This is a genomic window from Agromyces sp. NPDC058064, assembly GCF_042885275.1.
Lineage (GTDB): Bacteria > Actinomycetota > Actinomycetes > Actinomycetales > Microbacteriaceae > Agromyces.
In genome coordinates, this window is the sequence record NZ_JBHVSE010000005.1 from 11,414 (window position 1) to 34,914 (window position 23,501).

General features: G+C 72.9%; 25 protein-coding genes. 16 read left to right on the top strand and 9 right to left on the bottom strand.

Features of this window, described 5'->3' with window-relative positions:
* Positions 1 to 28 precede the first annotated feature (28 nt).
* Genes ACFVSL_RS15585 through ACFVSL_RS15595 form a run of 3 tightly spaced genes read right to left on the bottom strand, consistent with a single transcriptional unit; the run spans position 29 to position 2,569 of the window.
* Positions 29 to 778 (bottom strand): amino acid ABC transporter ATP-binding protein, encoded by a 750-nt coding sequence (locus tag ACFVSL_RS15585; RefSeq protein WP_386941891.1) that lies wholly within the window; start codon positions 776 to 778, stop codon positions 29 to 31.
* Positions 775 to 1,653 (bottom strand): amino acid ABC transporter permease, encoded by an 879-nt coding sequence (locus ACFVSL_RS15590; RefSeq protein ID WP_386941892.1) that lies wholly within the window; start codon positions 1,651 to 1,653, stop codon positions 775 to 777. Before ACFVSL_RS15590 ends, ACFVSL_RS15585 begins: the two co-directional genes overlap by 4 nt.
* Positions 1,654 to 1,711: 58 nt before the next feature.
* Complete coding sequence (locus tag ACFVSL_RS15595) at positions 1,712 to 2,569, bottom strand: transporter substrate-binding domain-containing protein (protein WP_386941893.1); 858 nt, start codon at positions 2,567 to 2,569, stop codon at positions 1,712 to 1,714.
* A gap of 96 nt (positions 2,570 to 2,665) precedes the next feature.
* Between ACFVSL_RS15595 and ACFVSL_RS15600 the strand changes: the two genes are divergently transcribed.
* The 6 genes from ACFVSL_RS15600 (at position 2,666) to ACFVSL_RS15625 (ending at position 6,437) form a co-directional block, all read left to right on the top strand.
* Complete coding sequence (locus ACFVSL_RS15600; protein WP_386941894.1) at positions 2,666 to 3,925, top strand: glycosyltransferase 87 family protein; 1,260 nt, start codon at positions 2,666 to 2,668, stop codon at positions 3,923 to 3,925.
* A gap of 40 nt (positions 3,926 to 3,965) precedes the next feature.
* On the top strand, positions 3,966 to 4,127 hold the full coding sequence (locus tag ACFVSL_RS15605; protein WP_386941895.1) for an MTH1187 family thiamine-binding protein: 162 nt from the start codon (positions 3,966 to 3,968) through the stop codon (positions 4,125 to 4,127).
* Between the two features lie 10 nt (positions 4,128 to 4,137).
* Positions 4,138 to 4,443, top strand: coding sequence for an MTH1187 family thiamine-binding protein (locus ACFVSL_RS15610; RefSeq protein ID WP_386941896.1), 306 nt, complete (start codon positions 4,138 to 4,140; stop codon positions 4,441 to 4,443).
* Positions 4,430 to 4,855, top strand: a complete 426-nt coding sequence (locus tag ACFVSL_RS15615; protein WP_386942161.1) for a hypothetical protein — start codon at positions 4,430 to 4,432, stop codon at positions 4,853 to 4,855. The genes ACFVSL_RS15610 and ACFVSL_RS15615 overlap by 14 nt, the downstream gene beginning before the upstream one ends.
* A complete protein-coding gene (locus ACFVSL_RS15620) occupies positions 4,758 to 5,072 on the top strand; it encodes an MTH1187 family thiamine-binding protein (protein WP_386942150.1) in 315 nt (104 codons plus the stop codon). Before ACFVSL_RS15615 ends, ACFVSL_RS15620 begins: the two co-directional genes overlap by 98 nt.
* A 93-nt stretch (positions 5,073 to 5,165) precedes the next feature.
* Positions 5,166 to 6,437, top strand: a complete 1,272-nt coding sequence (locus tag ACFVSL_RS15625) for an MFS transporter (RefSeq protein WP_386941897.1) — start codon at positions 5,166 to 5,168, stop codon at positions 6,435 to 6,437.
* Positions 6,438 to 6,518: 81 nt separating this feature from the next.
* On the opposite strand, the gene ACFVSL_RS15630 is transcribed toward ACFVSL_RS15625, so the two are convergent.
* The 6 genes from ACFVSL_RS15630 to ACFVSL_RS15655 all read right to left on the bottom strand — a co-directional run bounded on the left by ACFVSL_RS15630 (position 6,519) and on the right by ACFVSL_RS15655 (position 13,582).
* On the bottom strand, positions 6,519 to 7,169 hold the full coding sequence (locus ACFVSL_RS15630) for a response regulator (RefSeq protein ID WP_386941898.1): 651 nt from the start codon (positions 7,167 to 7,169) through the stop codon (positions 6,519 to 6,521).
* On the bottom strand, positions 7,170 to 8,429 hold the full coding sequence (locus tag ACFVSL_RS15635) for a hypothetical protein (RefSeq protein WP_386941899.1): 1,260 nt from the start codon (positions 8,427 to 8,429) through the stop codon (positions 7,170 to 7,172).
* Positions 8,426 to 9,583 (bottom strand): sensor histidine kinase, encoded by a 1,158-nt coding sequence (locus ACFVSL_RS15640; protein WP_386941900.1) that lies wholly within the window; start codon positions 9,581 to 9,583, stop codon positions 8,426 to 8,428. The genes ACFVSL_RS15635 and ACFVSL_RS15640 overlap by 4 nt, the downstream gene beginning before the upstream one ends.
* A gap of 109 nt (positions 9,584 to 9,692) precedes the next feature.
* Complete coding sequence (locus tag ACFVSL_RS15645; protein ID WP_386941901.1) at positions 9,693 to 10,898, bottom strand: homoserine O-acetyltransferase; 1,206 nt, start codon at positions 10,896 to 10,898, stop codon at positions 9,693 to 9,695.
* Positions 10,899 to 11,011: 113 nt separating this feature from the next.
* The gene (locus ACFVSL_RS15650; protein WP_386941902.1) at positions 11,012 to 12,334 is read right to left on the bottom strand and encodes a bifunctional o-acetylhomoserine/o-acetylserine sulfhydrylase; all 1,323 of its coding nucleotides are present in this window, start codon (positions 12,332 to 12,334) and stop codon (positions 11,012 to 11,014) included.
* A gap of 147 nt (positions 12,335 to 12,481) precedes the next feature.
* The gene (locus ACFVSL_RS15655; RefSeq protein WP_386941903.1) at positions 12,482 to 13,582 is read right to left on the bottom strand and encodes an acyltransferase family protein; all 1,101 of its coding nucleotides are present in this window, start codon (positions 13,580 to 13,582) and stop codon (positions 12,482 to 12,484) included.
* Positions 13,583 to 13,727: 145 nt separating this feature from the next.
* Between ACFVSL_RS15655 and ACFVSL_RS15660 the strand changes: the two genes are divergently transcribed.
* The 10 genes from ACFVSL_RS15660 to ACFVSL_RS15705 all read left to right on the top strand — a co-directional run bounded on the left by ACFVSL_RS15660 (position 13,728) and on the right by ACFVSL_RS15705 (position 23,486).
* The gene (locus ACFVSL_RS15660) at positions 13,728 to 14,516 is read left to right on the top strand and encodes an SDR family oxidoreductase (RefSeq protein ID WP_386941904.1); all 789 of its coding nucleotides are present in this window, start codon (positions 13,728 to 13,730) and stop codon (positions 14,514 to 14,516) included.
* Between the two features lie 2 nt (positions 14,517 to 14,518).
* Entirely contained in the window at positions 14,519 to 15,295 is a 777-nt protein-coding gene (locus tag ACFVSL_RS15665) for a potassium channel family protein (RefSeq protein ID WP_386941905.1), read from the top strand.
* Positions 15,296 to 15,338: 43 nt separating this feature from the next.
* Positions 15,339 to 15,854, top strand: coding sequence for a phosphoribosyltransferase (locus ACFVSL_RS15670; RefSeq protein WP_386941906.1), 516 nt, complete (start codon positions 15,339 to 15,341; stop codon positions 15,852 to 15,854).
* The gene (locus ACFVSL_RS15675; RefSeq protein WP_386941907.1) at positions 15,851 to 16,567 is read left to right on the top strand and encodes a Type 1 glutamine amidotransferase-like domain-containing protein; all 717 of its coding nucleotides are present in this window, start codon (positions 15,851 to 15,853) and stop codon (positions 16,565 to 16,567) included. Before ACFVSL_RS15670 ends, ACFVSL_RS15675 begins: the two co-directional genes overlap by 4 nt.
* On the top strand, positions 16,567 to 17,262 hold the full coding sequence (locus tag ACFVSL_RS15680) for a uracil-DNA glycosylase (protein ID WP_386941908.1): 696 nt from the start codon (positions 16,567 to 16,569) through the stop codon (positions 17,260 to 17,262). Before ACFVSL_RS15675 ends, ACFVSL_RS15680 begins: the two co-directional genes overlap by 1 nt.
* A gap of 63 nt (positions 17,263 to 17,325) precedes the next feature.
* Positions 17,326 to 17,904, top strand: coding sequence for a GNAT family N-acetyltransferase (locus ACFVSL_RS15685; RefSeq protein WP_386941909.1), 579 nt, complete (start codon positions 17,326 to 17,328; stop codon positions 17,902 to 17,904).
* A 94-nt stretch (positions 17,905 to 17,998) separates the two neighbouring features.
* Positions 17,999 to 19,423: an amidase gene (locus ACFVSL_RS15690; RefSeq protein WP_386941910.1), complete on the top strand. Its 1,425-nt coding sequence runs from the start codon at positions 17,999 to 18,001 to the stop codon at positions 19,421 to 19,423.
* Between the two features lie 57 nt (positions 19,424 to 19,480).
* Entirely contained in the window at positions 19,481 to 20,350 is an 870-nt protein-coding gene (locus ACFVSL_RS15695) for an ABC transporter ATP-binding protein (protein ID WP_386941911.1), read from the top strand.
* Positions 20,351 to 20,428: 78 nt separating this feature from the next.
* Complete coding sequence (locus tag ACFVSL_RS15700; RefSeq protein ID WP_386941912.1) at positions 20,429 to 21,400, top strand: ABC transporter substrate-binding protein; 972 nt, start codon at positions 20,429 to 20,431, stop codon at positions 21,398 to 21,400.
* Positions 21,372 to 23,486 carry an iron ABC transporter permease gene (locus tag ACFVSL_RS15705; protein WP_386941913.1) on the top strand — a complete coding sequence of 705 codons (2,115 nt, stop codon included), beginning with the start codon at positions 21,372 to 21,374 and terminating at the stop codon, positions 23,484 to 23,486. Before ACFVSL_RS15700 ends, ACFVSL_RS15705 begins: the two co-directional genes overlap by 29 nt.
* Positions 23,487 to 23,501: the final 15 nt, after the last annotated feature.

Below are 23,501 nucleotides of genomic sequence, written 5' to 3' on the forward strand. Positions count from 1 at the left end.
GGGGCGTGGGGCGCGCGCGTCGCGGTGCTCAGCCGTCGAGGAAGCGCGACAGGAACTCGCGCGTCCGCGGCTCGCGCGGCGACGCGAAGAACTCGGCGGCCGGAGCCTGCTCGAGGATGCGACCGCCGTCGAGCAGCACGACGCGGTCGGCGACGTCGCGCGCGAAGGCCATCTCGTGGGTCGCCATCACGATCGTCGTGCCGCGCTCGGCGAGCGAGCGGACGAGCTCGAGCACCTCGCCGACGAGGGCGGGGTCGAGGGCGCTCGTCACCTCGTCGAGGAGCAGCAGCTCGGGGTCGCCCGCGATCGCCCGCACGATCGCGGCCCGCTGCTGCTGGCCGCCCGAGAGCCGGTCGGGGAACGCGTCTGCGAACTCGGCGAGGCCCACCGAGTCGAGCAGCTCCCGGCCGCGGCGCTCGGCCTCGCGCCGGGGTTTCCGATGCACGAGACGGGAGGCGAGCGTGACGTTGTCGAGCACGCTGAGGTGCGGGAAGAGGTTGTAGTGCTGGAACACGACGCCGATGCGGGCGCGCACCGCGTCGGCGTCGACGCGGGGGTCGCTGATGTCGTCGCCGCGCAGCACGATGACGCCGTCGTCGATCGGCTCGAGGAGGTTGATGGAGCGCAGCAGGGTCGACTTGCCCGAGCCGCTCGCGCCGATGAGCGCCACGACCTCGTGCGCGCCCACGTCGAGGTCGATGCCGTCGAGCACGACGGTGTCGCCGAAGGCGCGCCGGATGCCGCGGAGGCGGAGGAGGGGTTCGGCCGTCGCGGTCATACGATGCTGCCGATCTGCTCGCGCTCGCGCATGCGCGCGGTCACCCAGTCGGTGAGCCGGATCATCGGCCAGGCGAGCAGCACGAACAGCAGGCCCGCGACGACGTACGGGGTGAAGTTGAAGTAGTGGGCGGTCTCGATCTGGGCCGCGCGCACGGCGTCGACCGCGCCGAGCACCGAGATGAGCCCGACGTCCTTCTGCATGGCGACGAAGTCGTTCATGAGGGCCGGGGTCACCTTGCGCATCGCCTGCGGCAGCACGACGCGCCGCATGGTCTGGCCATGGCTCAGGCCGAGCGACCGCGCGGCGAGGCGCTGCGAGGGATGCACCGCCTCGATGCCGGCCCGGAACACCTCGGAGACGTACGCCGAGTAGGTCAGGACGAGGGCGATCGTGCCCCAGAACGCCACGGGCAGCGGCGGGAAGAAGTCGAGGCCGGGGATGCCGTAGCCCACGAGGTACAGCACGATGAGCAGCGGGACCCCGCGGAACAGGTCGGTGTAGCCGGCCGCGAGCGCCCGCAGCGGGAAGAACACCGGACCGCGGAGGGTGCGGAGCGTCGCGAGCACCAGGGCGAAGACCAGCACGCCGACGCTCGCCGCGACGAGCACCTGGATGTTCAGCCAGAGACCCTCGAGGATGCGGGGGAGCGACGCGATCGCGACCTCGGGGTCGAAGAACGACTGCTGCACCGCGGCCCAGCCGGGCGAGCCGATGAGGGCCCAGCCGAGCAGGGCGGCGAAGACGACGGTCGAGCCCGCGCTGATCAGGACCGAACGTCGGGTCTGCCGCCGCCGGAACGCGCGTCGGTCGAGTTCGAGCGCGCTCGGCCGCCACGCGGTCGCGCCGGCGTCGTCGGGGCGGGTCGCGGTCACGACGACCACGCTCGCGGCAGCACGGGGTTGCCTCGGCGGCCCGCGTTCGGCCGGAGGATCACTCGAGGACCGGTGCCGCGCCCTCGCCGCCGAGCCACTCCTCCGCGAGGGCGTCGAGGGTGCCGTCGGCCCGGAGCGCGTCGACCGCGGCGGTCACCTCGGCGGTGAGCGGCGAGTCCTTCGCGAGCACGAAGCCGAACTCGTCGCCGCCGGCCGAGGTCTCGGGCAGCTGCCCGATGATCTCGCCGCCGTCGAGCTCTGCGCCGGTCAGATAGAACGCGGTCGGCAGGTCGACCACGATGGCGTCGACGGTGCCGTTCTGCAGCGCGAGCTTCGCGTCGTCGTTCGTGTTGAAGACGCTCGCACCGGCGGTCGGCTCGATGATCTCCTCGACGGCGTCGAGGCTCGTCGTACCGGTCTGCGCGCCGACCTTGAGCTCCTTCAGCTCGGCGATCGACGTCGCGCCCGAGGCGGGCGAGCCGGCGACCGTGATGACGACCTGCGTCGTCGCGTAGTACGGCGACGAGAAGTCGACGTTCGCCGCGCGCTCCTCGGTGATCGAGAACTGCTGGAGGTTGAGGTCGAACGCCTTCGGGCCCGGCGCGATGGCCTGGTCGAAGGTCGTGCGCACCCAGACGACGTCGTCGTCGGCGTAGCCGAGCTGCTCGGCGACGGCGTAGGCCACGGCCGCCTCGAAGCCCTCGCCGTTCTCGGGGGCGTCGTCGACGACCCACGGGAAGTACGCGGGCTCGCCGGTGCCGATCGTGAGCTTGCCCGCCGTGACGTGGCCGTCGCCCGCCGCCTCTGCACCGGCGTCGCCCGACCCGGCGGAGGCGCAGCCCGCGAGCGCGAGCGCCGCCGACGCGACCAGGGCGAATGCGGCGAGCGTGCGTCGGGTGTTCGTGCGTCGAGTCATGGTGGCCTCCCGGGTTCCGTCGTCGTCCAGCATCCCCGATCCCGCCGACGCGGCGCGTGCGCGTGGCGGAATATGACGCTCGGCTAGGCTCGACGCGTGACCGGGGGAGGCGAGCGCGAGACATCCGCTGCCCGAGTTCGACGTGTCCTCGCCGGTCGCGGCGCCCTCTGGACGGCCTTCGTCGCCGTGCACCTGCTGCTGGCCTGGCTGAACCTCTCCGCCCCCGGCTACCCGATGGGCGACGTCACGGGCGTCTACCGGCTCTGGGCCGAGAACGCCTCGCACGGCTGGCTGCGGATGGGCATCGACGCGCCCTGGGTCTACCCGATCCTCGCGTTCGCCCCGATGGCGGCGGCGCTCGCGTTCGGCGAGGCGTACATGGCCCAGTCATGGCTGGCCATCGTCATCCTGCTCGACGCCATCGCCTTCTCGATCCTGCTCGGCCGCGCGGCGCTCTCCCGACCGCGACGGGCGGCGGCGTGGTGGTGGCTCGGGTTCCTCGCCCTCCTCGGGCCGATCGCGCTCGGCCGGATCGACGCGGTGACCGTGCCGTTCGCGATCGCCGGCCTCCTGTGGGCGGCCGGCCGACCCCGGGTCGCGGCGACGCTGCTGACGATCGGCGCGTGGATCAAGGTGTGGCCGGCCGCGCTCGTGGCCGCGCTCGTCATCGTCTCGCGCCGGCGCGGCGAGGTCGTGACGATCGCGCTCTCGCTGAGCGCCGCGATCATCGGCGTGAGCCTGCTCGCCGGTGCCGGCACGAACGCGTTCGGCTTCATCGCCGAGCAGACCGGTCGCGGGCTCCAGATCGAGGCGCCCGCCGCCGTGTTCTGGCTCTGGCGGATCGTCGCGGGCGCGCAGGACGTCTCGATCGAGTACTCGCGGGACATCCTCACCTTCCAGATCGTCGGACCGGGGGCCGACGTCGCGGCCGCGCTCACGACCCCCCTCATGCTCGTCGCGGCGCTCGTCGTCGCCGGGCTCGGCGCCCGGGCGGTGCGTCGCGGTGCGCGGTTCGTCGTGCTCATGGCCCCGCTCTCGCTCGCCTTCGTCGTCGTGCTGATGCTCGCCAACAAGGTCGGCTCGCCCCAGTTCGCCACGTGGCTCGCGGCGCCCGTCATCCTCGGGCTCGTGCTGCGCCCGGCGCGCTTCGCCGCACCCGCGCTGCTCGCCGCTGCGGTCGCGCTGCTGACGCAGATCATCTACCCCTACTGGTACGGGTGGCTCCTCATCGCCGACCCCGCGTTCGTGTTCCTGCTCACGATGAAGGTCGCGCTGCTCGTCGCCCTGCTCGTCTGGTCGCTCGTCGTCGTGTGGCAGGCTGGCAGCAGGCGGGATGCCGCGCTCGCGACGAGCTGAGCGACCGATCGATCGCACCCGCCGGGGAGGCAGCATGCTGGTGGCGTTCTCCGTCGCGCCGAGCGGCACGGGCCGCGCCGACGGCTCAGTGCACGACGCCGTCGCCGCGGCGGTCAGGATCGTCCGCGAGTCGGGGCTCCCGAACCGCACGACCTCGATGTTCACCGAGATCGAGGGCACGTTAGCACGGCAGGGGAGTTAGGGGACGGATCATGCTTGTTGCATTCTCAGTAGCGCCGAGCGGCACGGGCCGCGCCGACGGATCCGTGCATGACGCGGTCGCGGCGGCCGTGAAGATCGTCCGGGACTCGGGGCTCCCGAACCGGACGACGTCCATGTTTACCGAGATCGAAGGTGAGTGGGAAGAAGTCTTCGACGTGATCCGTCGGGCGACCGAGGCCGTCGGCGAGTACGGGTCGCGGGTGTCGCTCGTGCTAAAGGCCGATATGCGGCCGGGTTACGTCGGCGAGCTCGACGCGAAGGTCGAGCGACTGGAGAGGGCTCTTGGCGACGAGTGAAGACGAGGACCCGTTCGACTTCGGGGGCGAGGGCAACGCGGCGCTCGATACGATCGACGCTTCGCTGCACGACGAGGGATGGGCGACGCACTACACCACAAGGCGCGGCCTCCGTACTTGGTTCGCGGTGGCCGAAAAGAGATGGGCGGACTCCGATACCGTCGATGACTACACCAACGATGTCTGTGCTCGGGATGCGCTCGAACTAGCGCTGGGACGATCTCACGGCGCGCTTCATGATCGCCTGGCCGCCCTCATCGCCCGGGCGGACCAAGAGTTCCTCGCTTCGACGAAACCCGATACCGATCGCCTGCTTGAGGGCTTCCTTCGGATCGACGCGGAAGACGGCTGGTGGTGGCGACGTATTCCCTCTGACGGCGCCGTTATCGAGGAGTTGCGAGCGTCGCGCTGAAGGTGCCAACGCTTCCGCGTTCGAGGGCGAGTGGGACGAGGTGTTCGACGTGGTGCGCCGGGCGACCGAAGCCGTCGGCGAGTACGGCTCCCGGGTCTCGCTCGTGCTGAAGGCCGACCTCCGTCCTGGGTACTCGGGCGAGCTCGACGCGAAGATCGATCGGCTCGAGACCGCGATCGGCGAGGCCGACGCGGGCGCGGGCGACACGCGGGACTGAGGCGTGCGGGGCGCGGCGTCGAGGATGCGTCGCCCGCGTCATCGCTCGCGGCGCGCGCTCGAATCGATTCGATTTCTGTGAGAGAATCGCTCGGTGACCCACGCCTCCGATGAACCGACGACCCTGTCGCCGGCACGCACCCGCTTCGCGCTGCTCGCGCTCGCCCTCGGCGGGTTCGGCATCGGATCGACCGAGTTCGTCGCCATGGGGCTCCTGCCGAACATCGCGGCCGACCTGCTGCCCGGCACCTACGCCGCCTCGCCCGACGCGGCCAACGCGACCGCCGGGTGGATCATCTCGGCCTACGCGCTCGGCGTCGTCGTCGGCGCGCCGACGATCGCGGCGGTCGCCGCGCGCTGGCCGCGCCGGCGGCTCCTGCTCGCCCTCGTCGCCGCATTCACCGTCGGCACCATCGCCTCGGCGCTGCTGCCGAGCTTCGAGCTCGTGCTCGTCGCCCGATTCCTCTCCGCGCTGCCGCACGGCGCCTACTTCGGCATCGCCTCGCTCGTCGCGGCGAGCCTCATGGGCCCGGGCAAGCGCGCCCGCGGCGTCGCCCTCGTGCTCTCCGGGCTCACCATCGCCAACGTCATCGGCGTGCCCGCGATCACCTGGCTCGGGCAGGCGGCGGGCTGGCGCATCGCCTACCTCGCGGTCGCCGCGATCTTCGCGCTCACCTTCGTGGCCGTGCTCGCGGCGGTGCCGTGGCAGCCGGGCGACCCCGACGCCAGCGTCCGGCGCGAGCTCGGCGCGTTCACCCGCCCCCAGGTGTGGTTCGCGATCGCGATCGGGGCCATCGGCTTCGGCGGCTTCTTCGCGATGTACAGCTACATCGCGCCGCTCGCGACGGAGGTCACGGGCCTCGCGGCCGCGGCCGTGCCGCTCGTGCTCGTCTCGACCGGCCTCGGCATGACGGTCGGCAACCTCGTCGGCGGACGCCTGGCCGACTGGAGCGTCCGGCGCACGATGTACGGCGCCTTCGTCGCGCTCGCGCTCTCGCTCGCCCTGCTCGCGCTCACCGCGCAGTGGGCCGTCGGACTCTTCGCCGGGGCGTTCCTCATCGGCGCGACCTCCTCGGCGCTCGCGCCGACCATCCAGACGCGGCTCATGGACGTCGCCCGAGACAGCCAGTCGATCGCCGCGGCGCTGAACCACTCGGCCCTCAACGTCGGCAACAGCCTCGGCGCGCTGCTCGGCGGCACCGTGATCGCCGCAGGATTCGGCTACGTCGCGCCGATCTGGGTCGGCCTCGTGCTGACCTTCGCCGGGATCGCGCTCGCGCTCGCGAGCTTCGCCCTCGACCGCTCGCGCCAGCGGCGCGGGCACGCGGTGCCGTACGCGACGGGAGCGACCCCCGCGATCGACTGAGCCGGGCGGCGGAGGCGCAGGCTCGCGCGGCGGGGCCGCATCGGCGGACGCCGAGGCGGTGTCGACCCCCGCGCGCGAGCGTCAGTCGGACTGCAGCAGGATGCCGTCGGCGATCGCCCGCTTGCGCAGCGCCACCTTGGTGCCGACGTCGTAGCCGGCCGCGCGGTACTTCTCGCGGATGCGCTTGAGGTAGCTCTTCGCCGTCTCCTCGGAGATGCCCAGCTGGAATGCGACGGCCTTCACCGGCTGACCGGCGCCGTACAGCGCCATCACGCGGCGCTCCTGGGCGGACAGCTTCGGCAGGGTGCCGTCGTCGAGCAGCGCCGCCTCGAGCTCGGGGGTCAGGTACGACTCGCCCTGGCGCGCCGAGCGGATCGCCTCGATGATCGACTCGACGGGCTCGGACTTGATGAGGTACCCCATCGCGCCCGCGCTCAGCGCCTCGCGCACGACGGCAGGCTCGGAGTAGTTGCTCATGAGCATCGTCTGCACCTCGGCCGACTTCAGCATGGAGAGCTTCAGCGAGATCGGGATGTTGTCGCGCAGGTCGAGGTCGAGCAGCACCACGTCGACGGGGAAGTCGGGGTGGGCGAGCAGCTCGGACCACGAGGGGACGGCAGCGACGAGTTCGATCTCGGCGGAGGCGCCGCGGAGCCACTCGGTCAGGGCGCCGAGCAGCATGCGGTGATCGTCGACGATCGCCAGGCGGATCGGTGGAGCGATGTCGGGCATTCAGCTTCCCCTCGGACGGGCCGACTCGTCGGCCGACGCACTCACCGGAACGGTCGGGTCCGTCCGGCATTCGATTTCGATGCGGAAGGAATCGGACCCCGCGACGACGTCGTGTGATCCGACACTACCGACAGCATCCCACGTCGCGGGGTCCAGACGTCGTCGGACGACGCCGGAGACCTCGATCACGAGACGCACCACGGGGGAATGGTGCTCGCCGTCGTCGTCGCCGTCGGGCGTGGAGACGACGACCTGGATCGGCTCGGGCTGCCCCTTGCGGCGCTCGCCGACGAGGAGCCACAGCGCGAGCAGCAGGTTGTCGCGCTGCTCCTGCGCGAGGAGGCCGGCCGAGCCCTCGGGGTCGTCGACGACGACCCGGTCGTTCAGGTAGGCCGACTCCGTCACCGCGTGTCGGAGCCACGTGTCGGTGCGGCCCGCGATGAGGCGGAGCCGCAGCGCCGCGGCCAGGCGGCCGGCGCGCTCGGCGTCGGCCGCGGGCAGCGGGATCGCGATGCGCCCCGAGCCGACGTCGTCGAGCAGCGTCTCGGCATCGAAGTCGAGCTGTGCCAGCTCCTCCGAGGCGCGCATGCCGAATGCGGCACGCGGCGTCGAGACCGTGGACTGCACGATCGAGAGGTCGAGCTCGCGCCCGACCAGCCGGCGGAAGCCGCGGGTCGCGACGACGGCGAGGACGAGCGGGAGCACCGCCGAGGCGGCGACGGAGATGCCGGTCGCCGTGTAGGGCCCCGCCGAGGTCGCCTGCAGGAGCGTCGCGACCAGGAGCACCGTGCCGATGGCGGAGGCGACGACGAGCGAGACGCGGGTGCCGCGGATCGCGGCCACGGGCATCAGCACGGCGCCCGTCGCCGCCGCGGCGGTCGGCGTGATGCCGAGGTGGAGCGACCCCCAGGTCGCCGAGACGTCGAGCCACACGGGAACGGCGAGCGCGGCGAGCAGCACCGCGTAGAGCACGTCGGGCAACGGCTGCGCGCGGGAGAAGATGCGCGAGACGACGCCCGCGGCGACGATCGCGAGGACCGCCAGCCACGCGCCCCACGGGCTCGCCCCGGGCGGGAAGACCGGCGCGAGCAGAATCGCGCGGGTCAGGTGCCACAGGATGATGATCGCCGCGGCGATCGTGATCCCGGTCGCCAGGCGTCGTCCGCCGTGGCGTTCGCGCACGTCGCCGACGGCGCGCGCGGTGCGCCTCGGGCGGCGGAAGCCCGGGAGCCCGCCCGTCTCGATCGTCCCGGTGCTCACGGCTTCGGCACCTCCAGCATCACCGTGGTGCCCGAGCCGGGCGAGGAGAAGATGCGCGCCCGCCCGCCGACGGTGTTCAGGCGGCCCACGACCGACTCGGCGTAGCCGAGTCGCGCGGCCCCGATCGACTCGGGCTCGAAGCCGTGCCCGGCGTCGGTCACCATCGCCCGCACCGTGCGGTCGTCGTCGCTGACCGTGACGTCCGCCTCGTTGACGCCCGAGTGCCTGCGGACGTTCTCGAGGCACTCGCCGAGCGCGCCGAGCAGCGCGTCGAGGGTCTCCCGGGGCAGCGCGAGCTGCCCGACGCCGTGCCAGTTCACGTCGAGCCCCATCCGGGCGAAGCGCTGCCTGACCGACTCGAAGGTGGTGCTGAGCATGTCGTCGTCGGAGTCGGGGGAGAAGATCGCGTTCGAGGCGTTGTCGAGCGGGGCGCCGAGGCGCAGCTGCTTGAGCAGGCGCGCGTCGTCGCCCGCCTGCTGGCGGAGCGCCGCGGAGCCGACGCCAACGCCCGAGTGGGCGAGCAGGCTGAGCGTGGCGAGCACCGTGTCGTGCAGCACCCTGGCGTCCTGGCGCTGCCGCGACTCGAGCTCGCTCGCCAGTCGTTCGGCCTCGTGCGCGCGCCCGACCTCCTCGATGCGCTCGGCGGCCCCGTCGATGGCGTGATCGACGACCGATCCAAGGGTGGCCCCGACGGCCCAGCCCGCGACGGTCGCGAGCACGACCGTCGTCATCGGGTGCCCGGCGAGGGCGATGAGACCGACGGCGACGAGGAAGAGCGCGGCGAGGCCGCCGACGAGCGGCACGCCGTCGCGGCGGACGACGAGCGTGATCGCGACCGACGGGGCCGTGACCGCTGAGGCGAGCGAGATCGCGGCGATCGCGACCGGATCGATGACCGGGGCGCTGCCGAGGACGGCGACCGTGGCGAGCGCCGCGGCGACGGCGCCGAGCGCGGCCGCCACGTTGCCGTGCAACGAGTGCACGACGACCAGCACGGCGGCGGCGAGCGACAGCAGCACCACGAGCGCGAACTCGAGCGTCGTCGACGCACCGGGGATGAACATGCATGCGAGCGTGCCGAGCGCGCCGGTGAGCCCGGCGATGCGCGCGAGCCTGCGCAGCAGCCGGTCGCGCTCCTTGTGGATGCGCTTCATGTCACCCCCTCGGCGACGACGGTTCGCAGCTCGGGGCGTCCGTCACCTCGAACTGTAGCCGAGTCGCGCCCCGATCGGCGCGGATCGAGGCGTTTCGAGACGCCCGCGACTACGCGGCGAGCAACCGGGCGAGCTCGGTGCCGACCGCATCGTCCTCGATGAGGAAGGCGTCGTGGCCGAACTCGGAGGTGATGACGACCGGCTCGGGCCCGTGCACGCTGTGCGGGAGGAGCGCGGCGATCTCGCGCTGCCCGGCGAGCGGGAAGTAGCGGTCGCTGTCGATGCCGAGCACGAGGCTCTTCGCCTGCACCCGCGCGAGCGCCGCCGCCACCCCGCCGCGCCCGCGCCCGACGTCGTGCGAGTTCATCGACTCGGTGAGCACGATGTAGCTGTTCGCGTCGAAGCGCCGGGTGAACTTGTTGCCGTGGAAGTCGAGGTACGACTCGACCGCGAAGCGCCCGTCACCGCCGAGCGGGTCGAGCTCGGACTGCCAGCTGCGCTCGAACCGGTCGTTGAGCTCGGCGGCGGTGCGGTAGTTCAGCATCGCCATGCGGCGGGCGAGCGCGAGCCCGCGGGTGGGGCCCTCGCCGTCGGGCGCGTCGTAGAATGCGCCGGCGGCGAACGCCGGATCGGTGCGGACGGCCTCGATCTGCACCGAGTTCAGGGCGATCTGGTCGGCGGTGGTCGCGGCCGGCGCGGCGAGCACCGCGATGCGCTCGACGGCCTCCGGCGCCTCGATCGCCCACTCGAGCACGTGCATGGCACCCATCGAGCCGCCCACGACGGCGGCGAACCGATCGATGCCGATCGCCCGTGCGAAGGCGATCTGCGCCCGCACCTGGTCGCGGATGGTGAGGAACGGGAACCGGGCGCCCCACTCGCTGCGGTCGGGCGCGAGGGAGGCCGGGCCGGTCGAGCCCTGGCAGCCGCCGAGCACGTTCGGCGCCACCACGAAGTAGCGGTCGGTGTCGATCGCGAGTCCGGGGCCGACGACGCCGCGCCACCAGCCCGCGCTCGGGTGCCCGGGGCCGGCCTGGCCGATCACGTGGCTGTCGCCGGTGAGGGCGTGCAGGACGAGCACCGCGTTGTCGCGCTCGGGCGAGAGCGCCCCCCACTGCTCGTAGGCGATGCGGGCCCCGGGGAGCTCGCGCCCGGACTCGAGGGCGAGGTCGCCGATGCCGACGAACCGGCGGTCGCCGACCGGGTCTCCCTCGCGCCACGCGCCCGTCGCGGGGGCTCGGCCGAGCAGCGCGAGGGCGCCCGCAGCGGGCACGATGCTCGCGGGAACCGCGTCGGCCGTCGTCTGCCAATCCATGTTCCGATTCTCCCGCGTCCCCGGCACCCGGCGCCCCATTGTTACGCCCCCTGAGACGGCGGATGCCGCGAGCCGGGGTCGGCTCGCGGCATCCGCCGTCGGTTCGGGGCGTGTCAGACGCGCGCCGCCTCGGTCGCCGCGCGGGCGGCCGCGAAGCCGGCCTCGAGGTCGGCCTTGAGGTCGTCGATGTTCTCGATGCCGACCGAGAGCCGCACGAGGCCCGGCGTGACGCCGGTCGTGAGCTGCTGCTCGGGGGTCAGCTGCGAGTGCGTCGTCGACGCGGGGTGGATGACGAGCGAGCGGACGTCGCCGATGTTCGCGAGGTGCGAGAACAGCGAGAGGTTGTCGACGAGCGCGCGGCCGGCGTCGACGCCGCCCTTGAGCTCGAACGAGAGCACCGCGCCGACGCCCTTGGGCGCGTAGGTGTTGGCGGCCGCGTACCAGGGGCTCGACGGCAGGCCCGAGTAGTTCACGCTCGCGACGTCGGCGTGGTCGTCGAGCCACTCCGCGATCTCCTGCGCGTTCTGCACGTGGCGCTCGACGCGCAGCGACAGGGTCTCGATGCCCTGGATGAGCTGCCAGGCGTTGTTCGGCGCGATCGCCGCACCGAGGTCGCGGAGCAGCTGCACGCGCGCCTTGATGATGTAGGCGAGGCCGTCGCCGACCGCGGCGGTGTAGCTCGCGCCGTGGTACGACGGGTCGGGCTCGGTGAGGCCGGGGAACTTCTCGACGTTCTTCGACCACTCGAACCGGCCGCCGTCGACGATGACGCCGCCGACCACGGTGCCGTGACCGCCGAGGAACTTCGTCGCCGAGTGCACGACGATGTCGGCGCCGTGCTCGAACGGGCGGATGAGGTAGGGCGTCGCGATGGTGTTGTCGACGATGAGGGGCAGGCCGGCCTCGTGCGCGACGGTCGAGACGAGGCCGATGTCGAGCACGTTGATCTTCGGGTTGCCGATGGTCTCGGCGAAGAAGAGCTTCGTGTTCGGGCGGACCGCGCGGCGCCACTCCTCCGCGTCGTCCTGGTTCTCGACGAAGGTCGTCTCGATGCCGAGCTTCGCGAGCGTGTACTTGAAGAGGTTGTAGGTGCCGCCGTAGATCGACGACGAGGAGACGATGTGGTCGCCGGCCTGCGCGATGTTCAGCACTGCGAAGGTCTCGGCGGCCTGGCCCGAGGCGACGAGGAGCGCCCCGGTGCCGCCCTCGAGCGCGGCGATGCGCTCTTCGGCGACCGCCTGGGTCGGGTTCTGGATGCGCGTGTAGATGTTGCCGAACTCGGCGAGCGCGAACAGGTTCTGCGCGTGCTCGGCGCTGTCGAACACGTACGAGGTGGTCTGGTAGATCGGCGTCGCGCGCGCCTTCGTGGTCGGGTCGGGGGCGGCGCCCGAGTGGACCTGCTTGGTCTCGAAACGCCAGGCGGCGGTGTCGCTCATGGGTGGCTCCTCAGAAGTCGGGTGGCGGCGGGGCCGCGGGTGTTGCAGTCACGTTAGGCGGGCGCGGCGGCGCGGGCAACGGACCCCGCAACACGGCGTCACGGGCACGGGAGCGCGGCTCGGCACCGCGCGGGTCGCTCGGCGCCGTCAGCGCCGATCGGGGTCGGGCGGCAGCACGAGCGTGCCGGTCGCGGTCGACGGCTCGGGGCGGAACATCCAGCGCGCCCGGGGCTGGACGAGCGGCCGGAACACCCGGCGCACGGGTTTCAGCGAGAGCACGATCGAGATGCCGATGCAGAACAGCATCATCGCGGGCAGCACCCAGAACGGCTGGTCGCCGGCGAGGAGGTCGGTCTCGCGGAACGGGAACAGGATGAAGGTGTGCAGCAGGTAGATGTACATCGTCGCGCCGCCGAACGAGGTGAACCAGTGCGCGCCGCGCGGCATGAGCAGGAGGAAGGCGACGGTGAGCACCATCGCGGCGAGCAGCAGCACGAGGCGGATGGCGCCCGACCAGGGCTCGTCGTAGCCGATCGCCTCGTACGACTCGTCGTACAGCATGAAGCGGCGCAGCTTCAGGTCGCGGAGGGTCTCGATCGTCATCGGCATGAACGCGAGCACGAGGGCCAGCAGCGCGATCGCGCCCGCCCGCCAGCGCCAGGCGACGGCGGCGCGCAGCTCGAGCCAGCGCCCGGTGAGCTGCCACTGCCTGAGCTTCCACCCGAAGACGAAGAAGGGCAGCATGCCGAAGGTGCGGCTGAGGGCGAGCGTCGAGTCGATCGTCTCGGTGTACCCGGCGCCGATCGAGATGACGATGGCGATGATGAGCGGGGCGCGCAGCAGCACGAGGTAGGGGAGCGCGATGCGCCAGATGGCGAGGGCGATGAGGAACCACAGCGTCCACGAGGCGGTCGTGTAGTCGAGCGCGAACTCGCCGCCGAGCGCCCAGCGGATCACCGTCCAGATCGTCTCGAAGATCAGGAACGGGAAGACGATGTCGGTGAGGACCTGCTTCAGGGCCCTCGCGTTCGGCGGGCCCGACTTCGCGAAGTAGCCGCTCACCGTGACGAACACGGCGACGTGGAACGAGTAGATGAACAGGTAGACGCTGTACGCCGAGTCGGACTCGGCGATGAGCGGGAGGATGCCGTGGCCGATCACGACGAGCGTGATCGCGATCCAGCGGGCGTTGTCCCAGAGGGGAACGCGTCTGCGCGTCGGCTTCAGGGGTTCGAGCCTCGTGTGCATCAGTCCATTCAACCGCACGCCGGTCGCGGACGCCGAAGCGGAGGCCGATCGGCCCTCGGCCGCGCGGCTCGCCCTCCCGGGCGATTCGCCGAGTCGGTCGCCGGTGTTCCCGCGTCGGCGCCCCGATTGCGGGCAGAATGGGCGCATGGCGAATCTGCGGGCGGTCGTGACGGGTGCGAGTTCGGGAATCGGTCGCGCGACCGTCACCGCGCTGCGCGACGCCGGATGGGACGTCGTGGGCGTCGCCCGCCGCGAGGACCGGCTGCGTGAGCTCGAGGCCGAGACCGGGGCATCCGTCGTCGTCGCCGACCTCACGAAGCAGGCCGACGTCGACGCGCTGCGCGACCACCTCGCCGCGACCGGGCCCGTGCACGCGCTCGTCAACAACGCGGGCGGGGCGAAGGGGCTCGACTCGGTCGAGGCCTCCTCGATCGACGACTGGGCGTGGATGTTCGAGGTGAACGTGCTCGCGCTCAAGCGGGTGACGAGCGCGCTCCTGCCGCTGCTGCGCCGCGGCGCCGTGGAGCGGGGCGTCGCCGACATCGTCAACATCACCTCGATCGCCGGGCACGTCGCCTACGCCGGCGGCGGGGGCTACAACGCGGCGAAGTTCGCCGCCCACGCCCTCACCGAGGTGCTGCGCCTCGAACTCAACGGCGAGCCGCTGCGGGTCATCGAGGTCGCCCCCGGCATGGTGAAGACCGACGAGTTCGCCCTGGTGCGGTTCGGCGGCGACCGGGCGCGCGCGGACGCGGTGTACGACGACGTGCCCGAGCCGCTCACCGCCGAGGACATCGCGGGCGTCGTCGCCGACGCGGTGCGGAAGCCGCGCCACGTCGACCTCGACCTCATCGTCGTGAAGCCGGTCGCCCAGGCGGCGCCGTACCGTCTGGCCAAGGGCCGGCTCGCCGTCCGCTCGGACGAGGAGGGGTGAGCGTGGCCGCCGAGGCTCCGGCACCGCGTCGCGAGGCCTGGGAGCGTCGCACCACGGTGCCGCTCGTGGTGCTCGGCGTCGTCTTCATCGTCACCTACACGATCTACGTCCTCGCCCCCTGGGTCCCGCGCGGCCCGGGTTCTCCGCTCTTCGTCGCCCTGATCGTCACGTGGCTCGTCTTCGTCATCGACGTGGTGGTCCGCATCTCGCTCACGCCGCGAGGCGGCAGGTGGGCGTTCGTCCGGTCCCATCCGATCGACGTGCTCTCGGCGATCATCCCGCTGTTCCGCGCGTTCCGCGTGCTGGCCCTCCTGCACAACGTGCCCTATCTGCAGCGGCGCAGCGGGGCGGCCGTCCGCGCGAACATCATCATCTACGGGTCGACCTACGCGGTCGTCTTCGTCTACTTCATCGCGCTCGCCACCCTGCAGGCCGAGCGCCCGGTCGCCGGCGCGACGATCACGACGTTCGGCGATGCGATCTGGTGGGCGATCGTCACGGTCGCGACCGTCGGCTACGGCGACATGTATCCGATCACGGCCGAGGGGCGCTTCTACGCCGTGTTCCTGATGGTCGGCGGCGTCGCCATCGTCGGCACCGCGTCGGCGACGATCATCTCCTACATCGGCGAGAAGGTGAGCCAGGTGCACTCCCGCCGGCAGCACGACGCCGCGGGAACGGCCGAGGACGGCGACGAACCCGGGATCGAGCCGCCCGGCCGCGCGATCCAGACCGCGATCGAGGAGGCCGGCGCCGCCGAGGACGAGCCCGGCGCGTGACGACCGCCCGCTGAGGGGCGAGGCATCCGGGTACGCTTTCCAGATGACGTTCGATGCGAATGACGCGGCGACCGGAGACCCCGGCATCCGTCGCGAGATCCTCGATTGGGACCAGTTCGGCGAGGCCGCGCGCTCGCTCGCGGGGGAGGTGCTCCTCTCGGGCTTCCGGCCCGACGTGGTCATCGCCATCGCCCGCGGCGGACTGCTGCTCGCCGGGGCGATCTCGTACGCCCTCGGCACCAAGCAGTGCGGCTCGATCAACGTCGAGTTCTACACCGACATCGAGAAGGTGCTGCCCGAGCCCGTCGTGCACCCGCCGATGCTCGACGCTCCGGCGCTCGCCGGCAAGCGCGTGCTCCTCGTCGACGACGTCTCGGACTCGGGTCGCACCCTCGCGAAGGTGCTCGACCTCCTGACCGAGGTCGGCGCCGAGGTGCGCACCGCAACCCTCTACACGAAGTCCCGCACGATCCTCGTGCCCGACTTCAGCTACCGCGACACCGACGACTGGATCGTCTTCCCCTGGTCGTCGAAGCCGCCGGTGCGGGTCGACGCATGAGCGTGCACCTCGTCGGGGGCGGCGCCCTCGCGATCGCGGACGCCCCGCTGTACGCACCGTTCGTCGCCGAGGCCGCCGCGCGGGCGCGCACGGCGGGCCGTGCGCGCCCGCGCATCGCGGTGATCTCGATCCACCCCGAGGCCGCCGAGCGGGCGGGCGTCCTCGTCGACGTCCTGACCGCGGCCGGCGAGCTCGACGCGCACGTGACGGCGCTGCCCGGCCGCGAGGCCGTCGAGCCGATCGCGCTCGCCGAGGTCGACGGCATCGCCGTGGGCGGCGGCATCGTCGAGCACGTGCGGGCGGGCCTCGAGCCCGTGTTCGGCGAGCTCCGCCGCCAGGTCGCCGCGGGCGTGCCGTATCTCGGCGTCTCGGCGGGCGCGATGGTCGCGGCCGAGGGCGCGCTCGGGGGCGGCACGCGCATCGACGGCGTGCAGGTCGCACCCGAGGACGCCGACTGGACGCCGGACGAGTTCGAGATCGAGGCGGGCATCGGGCTCGTCGACGTGGCGATCGACGCCCACGTCGCGCAGCGCGGCATGCTGTCGCGATTGGTCGCGGCGGTCGAGTCGGGCCTCGTCGAGGGCGCGCTCGGCATCGACGAGCGCACGGCGCTCATCGTCGGCGAGGGCGGGCTCCGCGTCGAGGGCTCGGGCAGCGTCTGGCGCGTCCTGCCGGCCGACGGCGGGGTGCTGGTCTCGACGATCGGCGCCTGATGGCGGCGACGGGCCTCGACGAGCTCGCCGCCGCGAGTCGCATCGACCCCGGCTGGGCCGGGGCGCTCGAGCCCGTGGCGCCGCAGCTCGCCCGCATGGGCGAGTTCGTGCGGGCCGAGCGCGCGGCGGGCCACGCGGTGCTGCCGGCCGACGAGCACGTGCTGCGGGCCTTCGCCGCCCCGCTCGCCGACGTCCGGGTGCTCATCGTCGGGCAGGATCCGTACCCCACGCCGGGGCATCCGATCGGGCTCTCGTTCGCGGTCGACCCGCACGTGCGCCCCCTGCCGCGGAGCCTGCAGAACATCTACCGGGAGCTGCGCGACGACCTCGGCATCGAGACGCCCGCGCACGGCGACCTCACCCACTGGAGCCGCGGCGGGGTGCTGCTGCTGAACCGAGTGCTGACGGTGCGCCCCGGCGCGGCGGCCTCGCACCGCGGCAAGGGGTGGGAGCCGGTGACCGACCACGCGATCCGCACGCTCGCGGCGCGCGGCGGCCCCCTCGTCGCGATCCTGTGGGGGCGCGACGCGCAGCAGCTGCGCCCGCTCCTCGGCGCGACGCCCGTGATCGAGTCGGCGCACCCGAGCCCGCTGTCGGCGTCGCGCGGCTTCTTCGGCTCGCGTCCGTTCAGCCGGGCGAACGCGCTCCTCGTCGAGCAGGGCGCCGCCCCGATCGACTGGCGCCTGCCGGACTGAGGCGGCGGCGGGGCATCCGGTTCGCGAAACATGCGCGTGATCTCGGCGACGTAGGCTGGCGGAATGCTCGAAGAGGAATACCAGGAACGGCGGGTGCTGCCGCGGCACCTGCGCCCGCAGCCGCCGGCCGAGGCGCCGTTCGAGTACGCCATCCGCGACGCCGTGGCGGCCGACCTGCCCTCGGTGCGCGAGATCTACAACTACTACGTCGCGAACTCCACGGTCACCTTCGACGAGGACGCGATGACCCTCGCAGAGTGGCGCGCGAAGTTCGCCCAGCTCACCGAGCTCGGCATGCCGTTCCTCGTCGCCGAGTCGCCGTCGGGGCAGCTGCTCGGCTACGCCCTCGTCACGCCGTGGAAGCCGAAGCGGGCCTACCGCTACACCGTCGAGAACTCGATCTACCTGGGCCCTGCCGCGTCGGGCAAGGGCCTCGGCCGGGTGCTGCTCGGCGAGCTCATCGACCGTTCGAAGGCCGCGGGGCTGAAGGAGATGATCGCGGTCATCGCCGACCAGGGGGCCGAGGCGTCGATCGCGCTGCACGAGAAGTTCGGGTTCACCGAGATCGGCCGGATGGGGCGCGTCGGGTTCAAGTTCGACCGCTGGCTCGGCACGGTGCTGCTGCAGCGTTCGTTGAAGTAGGCCGGATGCCACGGGCCGCCGCCGGCCGGCCGTGCCGCGAGCCGGCGTCGCCCGGTGCCGCCTCCGCAGGGCGCCGCGCCGTAGGCTCGACGTCATGAGCGAGCTGCACGACCACACCGCCCTCGAGCTCCATCAGCTGCTGCAGCGGGGCGGGGTGTCGCCGGTGGAGCTCGCGAGCCACTACCTCGAACGCATCGAGCGGCTGAACCCCGAGGTCGGCGCCTTCGAGACGGTCACGCGGGAGGCCGCCCTCGAGCGCGCCCGGCTCGTCGAGCGCGAGGTGCCGCACTCGAGGCCGCTCTGGGGCATGCCGCTCGCCGACAAGGACCTGCAGCGGCGGGCGGGCGTGCCGGCGCGGTTCGGGTCGCGCGCCTTCGCCGACTTCGTGCCCGAGGAGTCGGACGAGCTCGTGCAGGCGGTCGACGCCGCCGGCGCGGTGAGCCTCGGCAAGACGGCGACGCCCGAGTTCGGCCTGCCCTCCTATACCGAGGGGCTCGCCTCGCCGCCCGCGCGCAACCCGTGGGACCTCGCGCTCGGCGCGGGCGGATCGAGCGGGGGAGCGGCGGCGGCCGTCGCCTCGGGCATGCTGCCGTTCGCGCCCGGCTCCGACGGCGGCGGCTCCATCCGGATCCCGGCGGCGGTGTGCGGGCTCGTGGGCGTGAAGCCCTCGCGCGGGCGGGTGCCGGGCGGGTCGGGGCTCGCGAGCCTCGCCGGACTCGGCGTGGCCGGGCCGATCGCGCGCACGGTCGCCGACGCGGCGCTGCTCCTCGACGGGCTCATCGCGCCGGAGGGCTACCCGGCCGCCCACCGCTTCGCCGTGCGCGCGCCCGGCGACGACGGGCCCTTCCTCGGTGCCGCGGTGCGCGGCGAGGGGCGGTTCCAGCTCGGGGTGCTGCTCGACAGCCCGTGGGACGAGGCGTACGAGATCGCGATCGACGAACCGTCGCGTACGGCGCTCGAGCTCGCCGTCGGCGTGCTCGCGGGGCGCGGTCACGGCGTCGAGGAGCTGTCGCCCGCGCCCGAGCCCGGCTACCCCGAGGCGTTCCGCACGATCTGGCAGGCGGGCGCCGCGACGATCCCCGTCGACGGCGAGCGCGAGGCGCTGCTCGATCCGCTCACGCAGTGGCTGCTCCGCCGGGGGCGCGCCGTGCCGGCCCGGCAGCTCGCCGAGGCCCTCGCCTGGCTCGCGGGCTTCGAGCAGCGGGTCATCCGCCGCTTCGCCGCGTACGATGCGGTGCTGACGCCGGCCCTCGCGCTGACGCCCCGGCCGGTGGGCTGGTACGACGCGGAGGACGGGGAGCGGAACTTCGCCCAGCAGGTGCAGTTCACCCCGTTCACCTCCTTCGTGAACGTCTCGGGACTGCCCGCGATCACGGTGCCGGTCACGGAGACCGAGTCGGGCGTGCCGCTCGGCGTGCAGCTCATCGGCCGGCCGGGCGGCGAGGCCGTGCTGTTCGCGATCGGGGCGCAGCTCGAGCGTCGCGTGCGACGCGGGACGCGGCATCCGGCCCTCTGGTGACGCCCGGCGACGACGTCGAGTTGACGCACTTAGGTAAGCCTCACCTATAGTGGAGGCATGCTCGGTCTCGACCTCACGATCTCCTACAATGGCACGCCCGTCGTGCACGGCGCGGAGCTCCACCTCGAACCGGGCAAGGTCACCGCGCTCGTCGGTCCGAACGGCAGCGGCAAGTCGACGCTGCTGCGGGCGCTCGCGCGTCTCCACCAGCCCGACTCCGGCCGGGTGCTGCTCGCCGACGGCGACGTGCACACGGTCTCCGAGGGCGGCGCCACGACGGCCGGCCACCTCGCCGAGCACGGCGTCGACGCGGCCACGCTGAGCGCACGCGAGTTCGCGCGCCGCGTCACGCTCCTCGCGCAGAGCCGGCCCACGCCCGGCGGCCTGACCGTGCGCGAGCTCGTCGAGTTCGGCCGCCATCCGCACCGCGGCCGCTTCATCACGGGCGACGCGGGCGGCGCCGCGATCGTCGACCGCGCCATGGAGCTGACCGGGGTGGCGAACCTCGCCGGCAACGCCGTCGACCAGCTCTCCGGCGGGCAGCTGCAGCGGGTGTGGCTCGCCGCCTGCCTCGCGCAGGACACGGGCGTGCTGCTGCTCGACGAGCCGACCACGTACCTCGACCTCCGCTACCAGGTCGAACTGCTCGACCTCATCCGCGAACTCGCCGACGAGCACGGCGTGACCATCGGCGTGGTGCTGCACGACCTCGACCAGGCCGCCGCGATCGCCGACCGCATCGTGCTGCTCGAGTCGGGTCGCGTGCGCGCCGTCGGAACCCCTGCTGAGGTGCTCGTGAGCGACGTGCTGAGCTCGGCCTACGGCATCCGCGTCGACGTCGACGTCGACGAGCGCGGTTGCATCACCACCTGTCCCATCGGTCGCTACAACACGCGGCAGCGCACCGAACGTCTCGTCGTCGCCTAGCGGCGACCCCGTCCACCACCCCCCCCCAACGCGCGGTCAGTCATGCCCGCGCGCCGATCCGTGAGGAAACCTCCCCCCATGAGAACACCCGCCATCACCCTGGGCGCGGTCGCTGCGGCGTCGCTTCTGCTCCTGACCGGCTGCGGCACCACCGAGACGCCCGAGGCGTCGACCGGTGGCGACGCCGCCGCGATCACGGTGACGGACGACCGCGGCGAGGAGATCTCGCTCGACGCCCCGGCCGAGAAGGTCGTCGCCCTCGAGTGGAACACCGCGGAGAACCTCGTCGCGCTCGGCGTGATGCCGACCGGTGTCGCCGACGTGGCCGGCTACAGCACCTGGGTGCAGTCCGAGGCGCTCGACGACAGCGTGACCGACGTCGGCATGCGCGGCGAGCCCTCGGTCGACGCGATCGCCGGGCTCGCACCCGACGTGGTGCTCACCACGAGCGACCTGCCCGAGACCGTGATCTCGCAGATCGAGGAGTTCGCACCGGTGCTCGTGGTGCGCGGCGCCGACGCGTCGAACCCCATCGGCCAGATGGAGACGAACCTCGAGCGCATCGCCACCCTCACCGGCACCGAGGAGGAGGGCGAGGAGCTGCTCGCCGGGTTCCACGCGAAGATCGACGAGGGCAAGGCCGCGCTCGAGGAGGCCGGGCTCGCCGGCACCCAGTTCATGATGAGCGACGCATGGGCCAGCGGCGGCCAGGTCTCGATCCGCCCGTTCACCGAGGGCGCCCTGCTCACCGCCGTGACCGAGGAGCTCGGCCTCGAGAACGCGTGGACGGGCGAGGGCGACGCCGACTACGGCCTCGGTTCGACCGACGTCGAGGGACTGACCGGACTCGGCGACCTCGAGTTCCTCTACATCACCGGTGACGGCGTCGACGCGTACGGCGTCGACCTCGCCGACAACGCGGTCTGGAAGTCGCTGCCGTTCGTCGCGAACGGCAACGTGCACCGCCTGCCCGACGGCATCTGGATGTTCGGCGGCCCGTCGTCGATGAACGACTACATCGATGCGGTCGTCAGCACCCTCGCGGGCTGAGACGGTCGCGGCGCCGGCCGGGGGCGAACGCCGCCCCCGGCTCGGCGCCGTGCTGCTCATCGCCCTGGGGCTCGTGGTCGCGACGCTGCTCGCCGCCGTCCACGTCACCCAGGGATCGGCCGACGTGGGGCTCCCCGAGCTCCTCGGCCTGCTCACCGGCACCGGCGGCGACGAGCAGTCGGCCGCGGTCTTCCTCGCCTCGCGAATGCCGCGGATGGTCGCGGGCGTCGTCGTCGGCATCGCGCTGGGCGTCGCGGGCCTCGTCCTGCAGTCGGTGTCGCGCAACGTGCTCGCCTCGCCCGACACCCTCGCCGTGAACGCCGGCTCGTACCTCGCGGTCGTCGTGGTCGCCGCCTTCGGCATCTCGCTGCCCGTGCTCGGCGGGGGAGCGGTCGCGTTCCTCGGCGGACTCGCGGCGGCCGGCCTCGTGCTCGCACTCTCGGCCGGCGGCTCGCGTTCATCGGGCTCGGGCGGCGGCACCGTCAGGCTCGTGCTCGCCGGCTCGGCCATCGCGCTCGCGCTCACCGCGCTCACGACCATGCTGCTGCTGCTCTTCCCCGAGCGCACCAACGGCCTCTACGCGTGGAGCCAGGGCACCCTCGCCCAGACCGGCATCGGACCGGCCGCCCAGCTCGCACCCGTCGTGATCGTCGCCGTCGTCGCGCTCCTCGTCTTCGCCCGCCAGTTCGACCTCGTCGCGCTCGGCGACGACACCGCCACCGTGCTCGGCGTCCACGTGCGGCGCACGCGTCTCATCGGCGTCCTGATCGCCGTGCTGCTCTCGGCGGCCGCGGTCGCCCTGGTCGGCCCCATCGGGTTCGTCGGCCTCTCGGCGCCGGCGATCGTCCGGCTGATCGCCGTGCGCGTCCCCGGCATGCAGAAGCACGTGCTCCTCATCCCGGCCGCCGCCGTCATGGGCGTCATCGTGGTGCTGGGGGCCGACGTGCTGCTGCGGCTCGCGTTCGGCGGCCAGGCCGGCGTCGAGGTGCCCACCGGCATCGTGACCACGATCTTCGGCGCGGTGTTCCTCGTGGCGCTCGCGCTGCGCTCGCGCGCGACCTCCGAGGCGGCGAGCGGCTTCGTGATCGGCGCTGGGCTGTCGCGGCGCGGGCGCCGCCTCGTCATCGGCGGCTCCGTCGTCCTCCTCGTCGTGCTCGCGTTCGTCTCGCTCCTGCTCGGCGACGCGAAGCTGCTCGGCGGCGACGTGCTCAACTGGCTCACGGGCCAGGCCGGGCCGCTCGTCGAGTTCGTCATGAACACCCGCGCCCCGCGCGTGGCCGCCGCGATCCTCGCCGGCGCCGCACTCGCGGTCGCCGGCACCGTGGTGCAGGCCGTCTCCCGCAACCCGCTCGCCGAGCCGGCGATCCTCGGCGTGACCGGCGGCGCCGGGGTCGGCGCCGTGCTCGTCATCACGTTCTGGCCGCTCGCGACCTTCGTCGGCGTGACGACCGGCGGCTTCGTGGGCGCCGCGGTCGCGGCGCTCATCGTCTTCGGCCTCTCGCTCCGCGGCGGGCTCGCCACCAGCCGGCTGATCCTCGTCGGACTCGGCGTCTCCGCCGCGGCCTCGGCGATCGTCGCGATGCTCATCATCGCCACCGACCCGTACAACGCGGCGAAGGCGCTCACCTGGATGTCGGGGTCGACCTACGGCCGTACCTTCCCGCAGCTGATCCCGCTGCTCGTCGTGCTCGCGGTCTCGCTGCCGGTGCTCGCCGGCATGCGCCGCGAGCTCGACCTGCTCGCCTTCGACGACGACACCCCGCGGGTGCTCGGCGTCCGGCTCGGGAACGCGCGCCTCGGGCTGCTCGCGATCGCCGTCGCCCTCACCGCGACCGCGGTGTCGGCCGTCGGCGTCGTCGGGTTCGTCGGCCTCGTGGCGCCGCACGCCGCGCGCGCCCTCGTCGGCGCCCGGCACGGCCTCGTCCTGCCGCTCGCCGCGCTGCTCGGCGCGCTGCTCGTCACCGTGGCCGACACCATCGGCCGAACCGTGATCGCGCCCGGCCAGCTTCCCGCCGGCCTCGTCACCGCGGTCGTCGGCGCGCCCTACTTCGTCTGGCTGCTCTGGCGCTCGCGCCGCACGGCCTGACCCGAACGCCTTCAC

Coding starts and splice junctions, on each gene's coding strand:
- ACFVSL_RS15585 (WP_386941891.1), bottom strand. CDS start 778: ATGACCGCGACGGCCGAACCCCTCCTCCGCCTCCGCGGCATCCGGCGC.
- ACFVSL_RS15595 (WP_386941893.1), bottom strand. CDS start 2,569: ATGACTCGACGCACGAACACCCGACGCACGCTCGCCGCATTCGCCCTG.
- ACFVSL_RS15610 (WP_386941896.1), top strand. CDS start 4,138: ATGCTTGTTGCATTCTCAGTAGCGCCGAGCGGCACGGGCCGCGCCGAC.
- ACFVSL_RS15630 (WP_386941898.1), bottom strand. CDS start 7,169: ATGCCCGACATCGCTCCACCGATCCGCCTGGCGATCGTCGACGATCAC.
- ACFVSL_RS15640 (WP_386941900.1), bottom strand. CDS start 9,583: ATGAAGCGCATCCACAAGGAGCGCGACCGGCTGCTGCGCAGGCTCGCG.
- ACFVSL_RS15645 (WP_386941901.1), bottom strand. CDS start 10,898: ATGGATTGGCAGACGACGGCCGACGCGGTTCCCGCGAGCATCGTGCCC.
- ACFVSL_RS15650 (WP_386941902.1), bottom strand. CDS start 12,334: ATGAGCGACACCGCCGCCTGGCGTTTCGAGACCAAGCAGGTCCACTCG.
- ACFVSL_RS15655 (WP_386941903.1), bottom strand. CDS start 13,582: ATGCACACGAGGCTCGAACCCCTGAAGCCGACGCGCAGACGCGTTCCC.
- ACFVSL_RS15660 (WP_386941904.1), top strand. CDS start 13,728: ATGGCGAATCTGCGGGCGGTCGTGACGGGTGCGAGTTCGGGAATCGGT.
- ACFVSL_RS15670 (WP_386941906.1), top strand. CDS start 15,339: ATGACGTTCGATGCGAATGACGCGGCGACCGGAGACCCCGGCATCCGT.
- ACFVSL_RS15675 (WP_386941907.1), top strand. CDS start 15,851: ATGAGCGTGCACCTCGTCGGGGGCGGCGCCCTCGCGATCGCGGACGCC.
- ACFVSL_RS15680 (WP_386941908.1), top strand. CDS start 16,567: ATGGCGGCGACGGGCCTCGACGAGCTCGCCGCCGCGAGTCGCATCGAC.
- ACFVSL_RS15685 (WP_386941909.1), top strand. CDS start 17,326: ATGCTCGAAGAGGAATACCAGGAACGGCGGGTGCTGCCGCGGCACCTG.
- ACFVSL_RS15690 (WP_386941910.1), top strand. CDS start 17,999: ATGAGCGAGCTGCACGACCACACCGCCCTCGAGCTCCATCAGCTGCTG.
- ACFVSL_RS15695 (WP_386941911.1), top strand. CDS start 19,481: ATGCTCGGTCTCGACCTCACGATCTCCTACAATGGCACGCCCGTCGTG.
- ACFVSL_RS15700 (WP_386941912.1), top strand. CDS start 20,429: ATGAGAACACCCGCCATCACCCTGGGCGCGGTCGCTGCGGCGTCGCTT.
- ACFVSL_RS15705 (WP_386941913.1), top strand. CDS start 21,372: ATGCGGTCGTCAGCACCCTCGCGGGCTGAGACGGTCGCGGCGCCGGCC.